Annotated in this window: 2 protein-coding genes; both read left to right on the top strand. The window is 74.7% G+C overall.

What is annotated here, in order from left to right:
* The coding region (locus tag I0Q12_RS35010) for a PH domain-containing protein (protein WP_197250111.1) at positions 1-155 on the top strand (155 nt) is incomplete at its 5' end.
* Positions 152-1,593 (top strand): PH domain-containing protein (locus I0Q12_RS00640; RefSeq protein WP_374068488.1); only part of this gene is annotated, 1,442 nt, incomplete at its 3' end. The genes I0Q12_RS35010 and I0Q12_RS00640, both read left to right, overlap by 4 nt.

Consider the following 1,593-nt stretch of genomic DNA (forward strand, 5'->3'; position numbering starts at 1 on the left):
CGATCGACCGGTGGCTGGGACTGGCGACGGTCACCGTCACCACCGCGTCGTCGGCGGGAGCCGTGGAGATCGCCGCCCTCGACGTCGCGGTCGCCGACGCCACCGCGGCGCGTCTCACCGAGATCGCCGGACGCAACGGGATCGACGCGACGTGAGCATCGAATCCGTCCCCCCGGAATCGGAGAGCCCGGCCGCGCTCGCCGCCGAGGCCGAGCAGCCGTGGCTGCGGCTGGACCCGCGGATGCTGCTGGTCCACCCCGTGCAGGAGATCCTGCGGCTGCTGCCGGTGCTCGCGGTGTCGGTGATCGTCGGCAGCAGCAGCGGCAACCACGGCTGGGGTCTGGCGGTCGCCGGGCTGCTCGTCGTCGTCGGTGTGCTGCGGTGGTTCACCACCACCTACCGGATCGGCCCGGTGCACGTCGAGCTGCGACGCGGTCTGCTGCAGCGGCAGGTGTTGTCGATTCCGCGCAGCCGCATCCGTTCGGTGGATGTCGACCGCCGCGTCATGCATCGCCTCCTCGGGCTCGCCTCGGTGCGGATCGGCACCGGTCAGGCCACCTCCGGCGGCCGCGACCGCAACCGGTTCGAACTCGACGGGCTCGCGATCGGCGCGGTGCCGGCACTGCGCGAGGCGCTGCTGTCCGGCCACCCCGTCCCGGACGGCCGTCCCGACAAGGCCCCCGCAGCCGCCCCCACCGAGATCGAACTCGCCCGCCTGCAACCGTCCTGGGTGCGCTACGCGCCGTTCTCCACGACCGGGCTCGTCGCGGTCGCGGCGGTCGCGGGTGTGGTGTTCCAGTACGGGCTCGGGGAACGCCTCGCCGAGTCCGGCACCGTGCAACGCGGCATCTCGTGGGTCACCACGGCCGGTCCGGTGATCGCGGTCGCGGTGGGAGCGGTGGCGTTGCTGGCCGTCGCGAGTGCCGCGGCGTGCGTGCGGTACCTGCTGCTCTACGGGAACCTGCTCGTCACCGACGACGGCCGCACCCTGCGCATCGGCCACGGGCTGCTGCGGGTTCGGCACACCACCCTGGACCGGGCGCGGCTGCGCGGCGCGGTGCTGCGCGAACCACTCGCCCTGCGGATCGCGGGCGGTGCCCGGCTCGACGCGATCATGACCGGTGTCGCGGCCGAGCGCGGCGAATCGTCGCTGTTGCTGCCCGCGGCCCCGGCCGCCGAGGCGCATCGCGTCGCGACGGCGGTGGTGCGCGACCCGGCACTGCCGACGACACCGCTGCGGTCGCACGGTGCCGCGGCGCGCCGGCGCCGCTACACCCGGGCCGTCCTGCCCGTCGTCGCCGTGCTCGCGGTCGCGGCCGTCGCCACGGCGGTCACCGGCCGGACGGTTCCGCTGTCCGTGTGGGTCGGCGCCGGTCTGCTGATTCCGGTCGCGGCCGGGCTCGCCTGGGACCGGTTTCGCAGCCTCGGGCACGCCGTCCTCCCCGGGTGGCTGATCACCCGCAGCGGATCGCTGGATCGGCAGCGGGTGTGCCTCGAAGCCGACGGAATCATCGGCTGGACCGTGCGGCAGACGTTCTTCCAGCGGCGTGCCGGGGTCGCCACGGTCATCGCCGCGACGCCCGCCGGGGTCGG

This window comes from Rhodococcus sp. CX (genome assembly GCF_015865005.1).
In the GTDB taxonomy this organism is placed as follows: Bacteria; Actinomycetota; Actinomycetes; order Mycobacteriales; family Mycobacteriaceae; genus Rhodococcus.